The 6980-nt window shown below is 56.8% G+C and carries 3 protein-coding genes; all 3 read left to right on the top strand.

The genetic code is table 11. The features are described 5' to 3' along the window. The first annotated feature begins 53 nt into the window (after window positions 1-53). Window positions 54-1544 (top strand): sodium/proline symporter PutP, encoded by a 1491-nt coding sequence (putP, locus tag ELY33_RS02475; RefSeq protein WP_126943440.1) that lies wholly within the window; start codon window positions 54-56, stop codon window positions 1542-1544. Window positions 1545-1690: 146 nt separating this feature from the next. Then, on the top strand, window positions 1691-5356 hold the full coding sequence (putA, locus tag ELY33_RS02470; protein ID WP_126943437.1) for a bifunctional proline dehydrogenase/L-glutamate gamma-semialdehyde dehydrogenase PutA: 3666 nt from the start codon (window positions 1691-1693) through the stop codon (window positions 5354-5356). Between the two features lie 158 nt (window positions 5357-5514). Then, on the top strand, window positions 5515-6980 hold a 1466-nt coding region (putP, locus tag ELY33_RS02465), incomplete at its 3' end, for a sodium/proline symporter PutP (RefSeq protein WP_126943434.1).

The following is a 6980-nucleotide window of genomic DNA, read 5'->3' as shown; positions in this document are numbered from 1 at the left end:
AAGCGCGCTAATCTGTCGGAGCTAGCTCCGTCCTGACGACTTGGAGAGTTTTCATGGCTATCGGTGTTTGGATAAGTCTTTTTGCCTACTTTGCGCTCATGATCGCTATTGGCATTTATGCTATGCGCAAAGCAACGTCCTCATCCGAGGATTACATGCTGGGTGGGCGTGGGCTCAGTCCTCAGGTCGCTGCCCTCTCGGCCGGTGCTTCAGATATGAGCGGCTGGTTGCTACTCGGGCTACCTGGTGCCATGTTTGTATCCGGCCTGGGCTCGGCTTGGATCGGGATTGGCTTGCTGGTGGGGGCCTTCTTCAACTGGACGTTGGTCGCCCCGCGCCTGCGTGAACAGACCGTTCACTATGGCAACGCAATTACCATCCCTGCGTTCTTGGCGAACCGGTTCCCAACTCGGGCGATGTCGCTTAGAACCGTATCCGCTATTGTCATCGTCATCTTTTTCGCCGTTTACACAGCATCGGGCCTAGTGGCTGGCGGCAAGCTGTTTGAAAGCGCATTTGCCGGAATTTTCAATATCGGTGACATGAGCAACTACGCCATGGGGGTCATTATAACCCTAGGCGTGGTGCTTATTTACACCGTTGTAGGCGGCTTCCTGGCCGTAAGCATGACCGACTTCGTGCAAGGCTGCATCATGATGCTGGCGCTAGTGATCATGCCGGCAGTGGTTCTCTTCGGCGAAGGGGGCGGCGGATTCGCCCAGGCGTCACAAACCCTGAATGAGGTTGATCCCACGCTACTTTCCTGGACGTCGGGACTGACCTTTATCGGGTGGCTCTCTGCAGTGACTTGGGGACTGGGCTATTTTGGGCAGCCCCACATTATTGTGCGCTTCATGGCTATTCGGACGCTGAAAGAGGTGCCGGTTGCCCGCAACATTGGCATGGGCTGGATGCTGATTTCTCTTATTGGTGCCGTTTCTCTGGGTATTTTTGGACGGGCCTATGCGATTCGTAATGGGCTGGAGGTTCAGGACCCAGAAACGATCTTTATCATCCTGGCGGAGTTGCTATTCCACCCGCTGGTCACCGGCTTCCTCTACGCAGCACTGTTAGCGGCCATCATGAGCACAATTTCCAGTCAGCTTCTGGTGTCGTCGTCTTCCTTAACTGAAGATTTCTACCGCCTGTTCCTACGTAAAGAAGCAACGGACAAGGAGTGTGTCCGCGTCGGCCGGATTTGTGTCGTACTGGTTGGCCTCGTCGCCGCGTTCATTGCGTCTGACGAAAACTCTCAGGTTCTAGGCCTGGTAAGTAACGCCTGGGCTGGCTTTGGTGCCGCCTTTGGCCCGCTGATTATTCTGTCGCTGATGTGGCCGCGTACCAACGGTAATGGTGCCATCGCAGGCATGGTGGTCGGTGCGGTCACGGTCATGGTTTGGATCTCACTCGGCTGGAACGGTGAGTTCATGGGTGGCCCTGGCGTGTACGAGATTATTCCAGGCTTCATCGCATCCTTCATTGCCATCATGGTGGTGAGCAGTATGACTGACGATTCTGGCGAATATCAGCATATTGATCGCTAGTAAGCGTGCAGAATGCATTAATTAAAAGTACCGGGAGCGCTCCCTCTGGAGCTCTCTGTTATTGGTTTGATCTTTTTTGCTTGCTTCAAAAAGATCTAAGTCGACAGCGTTAACGCTAAAGGTCGACTAGCAAAGAGAGACCTATTATGAACAAAGCCAATCTTCATTTGCACAGCGACGTGAGTGATCTACGCTCACGTATTCGCTCCAACTATGACGCCGATGAGGCAACGGTGCTGCATGCGCTGATCGAGCGCATTAAGTTGTCAGAAGACGACCGTCGCCAAGTTGCTGCTGTAGGCGCCAACTATGTGGCGCGTGTCCGCAAAGAAAGATCTCCTTCGATGATGGAGGCGTTCTTGGCCGAGTACGGCCTCTCCACCACCGAAGGTGTTGGTCTGATGTGCTTAGCAGAAGCGTTGCTACGCGTACCGGATGCGGAAACCATTGACGACCTGATCCACGATAAAATTGAGCCTTCCGACTGGGGCGCTCACCTGGGCAAATCTTCGTCGTCGATGGTCAACGCCTCTACTTGGGCGCTGTTGCTGACGGGCAAGGTGCTAGAGGAAGACCCCAAGGGCCCGACACGGGCGCTACGCGGTCTGGTGCGCCGTATGGGCGAGCCAGTAGTTCGCAAAGCAGTTGGCCAGTCGATGAAAATTCTCGGCCGTCAGTTCGTACTCGGCCAGACCATTGAAGAAGGCATGAAAAATGCCCGCGAACTCGAGAAACAAGGCTACACCTACTCCTACGACATGTTGGGCGAGGCAGCACGCACAGACGAAGATGCCATCCGTTATCATCAGGCCTATGCCAAAGCAATCACTGCGATCGCTAAGCAGGCCAAGGGCGATGTACGCGGAAGCCCCGGCATTTCGGTAAAGCTCTCGGCTCTACATCCGCGTTATGAATACACCCACCGTGACACGGTAATGGCTGAGCTCGTTCCACGCGCGTTGGAACTTGTTAAGCAAGCGGCCAAAGCCAATATTGGTTTCAATATCGACGCTGAAGAGCAGGACCGGCTGGATCTGTCTCTTGACGTGATCGAGGCACTGATGTCCGACCCCAGCTTGGATGGATGGGACGGCTTCGGAGTCGTTGTGCAGGCCTACGGGCGCCGCGCTGCGCCGATGATCGAGACCCTCTACGAACTTGCTGAACGGTACAATCGTAAGATGATGGTGCGTCTGGTCAAGGGTGCCTACTGGGATACCGAGATCAAGGTGTCTCAGGAAATGGGGGTAAAAACCTTCCCGGTCTTCACCCGCAAGGTTAATACCGATGTCAGCTACATGGCGTGTGCCCAGATGCTGCTCGACAGACGCGACCGCATCTATCCGCAGTTTGCCACTCACAACGCCCATACGTGTGCCGCCGTGGTAGCCATGGCGGGCGACGACAAGGATAGCTACGAGTTTCAGCGCCTGCATGGCATGGGTGAATCACTGCACCACATTGTCAAAGAGTCGGAAGGCACACATTGCCGCATTTATGCCCCTGTCGGCGCACACCGCGACCTGCTGGCCTACTTGGTACGTCGCCTGCTAGAGAACGGTGCCAACTCCTCGTTCGTCAACCAGGTAGTGGATAGTTCGATTCCTCCCAGCGAGGTATCGAAGGACCCGGTGGATGGTTTTCAGCAGCTTGGCAGCACCATCTCAAGTCCGTTGATCCGCCAACCCGGCGAGCTGTTCGCACCTGATCGTAAGAACTCCAAAGGCTACCGAATCAACGAGCCCGCCTCTATTCTTCCATTGCTCAATGCGCGTGAAACCTTTGCAGACAAGACCTGGACGGCGGGTCCCATGCTGGCTGGAAACCCTGCCCCTAAGGGTCCAGCTCGCAACGCTGTTTCTCCCGCAGACGGCTCGCGGGTTATCGGCACGGTGCATGAAGCCACCCCGGAAGAGGTAACCGCCGCTCTCGATGCCGCCGAAGACGGTTTTCGCGAGTGGTCAGCACGCCCTGTGGCCGAGCGCGCCGAGGTGCTGCGTCGCACCGCCGATCTTTACGAAGAGCACATCGCCGAATTGACCGTGATCACTACCCGCGAAGCCGGCAAGATGATGTTCGATGGCATCGCCGAAGTGCGCGAAGCGGTGGATTTCTTGCGTTACTACGCTAATGAAGGCGAGCGGCTCGAAGCGGAAGAGCCCGGCAGCGCCCGCGGCATCTTCGTCTGCATCAGCCCATGGAACTTCCCTCTGGCCATCACCACCGGACAGATCGCAGCGGCCTTGGTGGCTGGCAACGCAGTGCTTGCCAAACCCGCCGAGCAAACACCCCTAATCGCTGCCCGCGCCGTTGAGCTGATGCGTGAGGCCGGCCTGCCGGAAGCAGCACTCCAGCTGCTACCTGGCGACGGCCCGACAGTGGGCGGCCCTTTGACGAGCGACCCACGTATCGCTGGCGTCTGCTTTACTGGCTCGACCCCGGTAGCGCAGATTATCCATAAGACTCTCGCGCAGAATGCAGGGCCCGATGCCGTCTTGATCGCCGAAACCGGCGGGCTCAACTCCATGATCGTCGACTCCACTGCGCTAACGGAGCAAGCGGTGCGCGACATCCTGATCTCTTCTTTCCAGTCAGCCGGTCAGCGCTGTTCGGCGCTGCGGATGCTGTACGTTCAAGAAGAGGCCCGCGATCGGTTACTCAACATGCTTTATGGCGCCATGGACTCACTCACCATTGGCGACCCCTGGAATACTGACACTGACGTTTCACCGGTGATCGACGCCGACGCCCAAGCCGAAATAAGCGACTACGTGGCGGCACACGAGAAAGCTGGTAAGGTGCTGAAAAAACTGTCGGCACCAGACACCGGCACCTTCGTCACTCCGGCGGTGGTTGAGGTCGGAGGCATTGAGGATCTCGAGCGTGAGATATTCGGCCCAGTTCTGCACGTGGCCACCTTCAAGGCACGGGACATCGACAACGTCGTCGACGCCATTAATGGCAAAGGTTACGGGCTGACTTTCGGCCTACATACCCGTATCGATGACCGCGTACAGCAGATCGTTGAGCGTATCCATGTTGGTAACGTTTATGTCAACCGCAACCAGATTGGTGCCATCGTCGGCTCACAGCCGTTCGGGGGTGAGGGTCTGTCAGGCACAGGGCCAAAGGCTGGCGGCCCGCTCTATGTTACTCGCTTCCGCCGCACCGCTGCTGCCGAGCGCCATGAGGCGCCAGAAGGAAAAACCGTATCACTTGGCGAGCTACAATCTGCCCTTGATGGCCTGGATGCGCGCAACTGGGCGGCACGCACCAATCGGGTCGAAGTGCTGCGCAAGGCGCTTTCCGGTAAAGGTGGTGTGATCCGCAAGGCGCTCGCCGAAACAGCAGCTTTGGATATGACGCCGCAGACACTGCCGGGGCCAACCGGGGAAAGCAACCGCTTAGCGATGTATCCTAAAGGTGCCGTTCTTTGCCTCGGCCCAACGCTGGATATTGCCATCGCCCAGGCCGTGCAGGCGCTCGGGGCGGGCTGTCCCGTGCTGCTTGCAACACCTGGTGCCTCTCAAGCCGTCCAGCCGCTGATCGATGCGGGAGCGCCGGTGGCTGGACTTGATGGAAGCATCACAGCCGATACGCTAAGCGAAATTGATAGCATTGCAGCGGTCGCCGCGGCTGGCAAAAGTGACTGGACCCATGAGCTGCGGATTGCACTCGCTAAGCGCGACGGTGCTATCGTGCCACTCGAGACCCAGACCATCTCGCCAGATCGCTATGTGGTGGAACGCCATCTTTGCATCGACACGACGGCAGCGGGTGGCAACGCCAGTCTGCTAGCAACCGCCGAATAAACTCGGCAACCTTATCGAGGTTTTGGTTTCGCCACTAAACATAAAATAAGGCAATGAATTAACGTTGCCGGGAGACGACCAGCAATGGCGTCTCCCTTTAACAAAAAGCGCGCTAATCTGTCGGAGCTAGCTCCGTCCTGACGACTTGGAGAGTTTTCATGGCTATCGGTGTTTGGATAAGTCTTTTTGCCTACTTTGCGCTCATGATCGCTATTGGCATTTATGCTATGCGCAAAGCAACGTCCTCATCCGAGGATTACATGCTGGGTGGGCGTGGGCTCAGTCCTCAGGTCGCTGCCCTCTCGGCCGGTGCTTCAGATATGAGCGGCTGGTTGCTACTCGGGCTACCTGGTGCCATGTTTGTATCCGGCCTGGGCTCGGCTTGGATCGGGATTGGCTTGCTGGTGGGGGCCTTCTTCAACTGGACGTTGGTCGCCCCGCGCCTGCGTGAACAGACCGTTCACTATGGCAACGCAATTACCATCCCTGCGTTCTTGGCGAACCGGTTCCCAACTCGGGCGATGTCGCTTAGAACCGTATCCGCTATTGTCATCGTCATCTTTTTCGCCGTTTACACAGCATCGGGCCTAGTGGCTGGCGGCAAGCTGTTTGAAAGCGCATTTGCCGGAATTTTCAATATCGGTGACATGAGCAACTACGCCATGGGGGTCATTATAACCCTAGGCGTGGTGCTTATTTACACCGTTGTAGGCGGCTTCCTGGCCGTAAGCATGACCGACTTCGTGCAAGGCTGCATCATGATGCTGGCGCTAGTGATCATGCCGGCAGTGGTTCTCTTCGGCGAAGGGGGCGGCGGATTCGCCCAGGCGTCACAAACCCTGAATGAGGTTGATCCCACGCTACTTTCCTGGACGTCGGGACTGACCTTTATCGGGTGGCTCTCTGCAGTGACTTGGGGACTGGGCTATTTTGGGCAGCCCCACATTATTGTGCGCTTCATGGCTATTCGGACGCTGAAAGAGGTGCCGGTTGCCCGCAACATTGGCATGGGCTGGATGCTGATTTCTCTTATTGGTGCCGTTTCTCTGGGTATTTTTGGACGGGCCTATGCGATTCGTAATGGGCTGGAGGTTCAGGACCCAGAAACGATCTTTATCATCCTGGCGGAGTTGCTATTCCACCCGCTGGTCACCGGCTTCCTCTACGCAGCACTGTTAGCGGCCATCATGAGCACAATTTCCAGTCAGCTTCTGGTGTCGTCGTCTTCCTTAACTGAAGATTTCTACCGCCTGTTCCTACGTAAAGAAGCAACGGACAAGGAGTGTGTCCGCGTCGGCCGGATTTGTGTCGTACTGGTTGGCCTCGTCGCCGCGTTCATTGCGTCTGACGAAAACTCTCAGGTTCTAGGCCTGGTAAGTAACGCCTGGGCTGGCTTTGGTGCCGCCTTTGGCCCGCTGATTATTCTGTCGCTGATGTGGCCGCGTACCAACGGTAATGGTGCCATCGCAGGCATGGTGGTCGGTGCGGTCACGGTCATGGTTTGGATCTCACTCGGCTGGAACGGTGAGTTCATGGGTGGCCCTGGCGTGTACGAGATTATTCCAGGCTTCATCGCATCCTTCATTGCCATCATGGTGGTGAGCAGTATGACTGACGATTCTGG

The sequence above is a fragment of the Vreelandella andesensis genome (assembly GCF_003989795.1).
GTDB classification, from domain to species: Bacteria; Pseudomonadota; Gammaproteobacteria; order Pseudomonadales; family Halomonadaceae; genus Vreelandella; species Vreelandella andesensis.
This window is presented reverse-complemented; position numbering and strand designations above follow the sequence as displayed.

Coding starts and splice junctions, on each gene's coding strand:
- putP (WP_126943440.1), top strand. CDS start 54: ATGGCTATCGGTGTTTGGATAAGTCTTTTTGCCTACTTTGCGCTCATG.
- putA (WP_126943437.1), top strand. CDS start 1,691: ATGAACAAAGCCAATCTTCATTTGCACAGCGACGTGAGTGATCTACGC.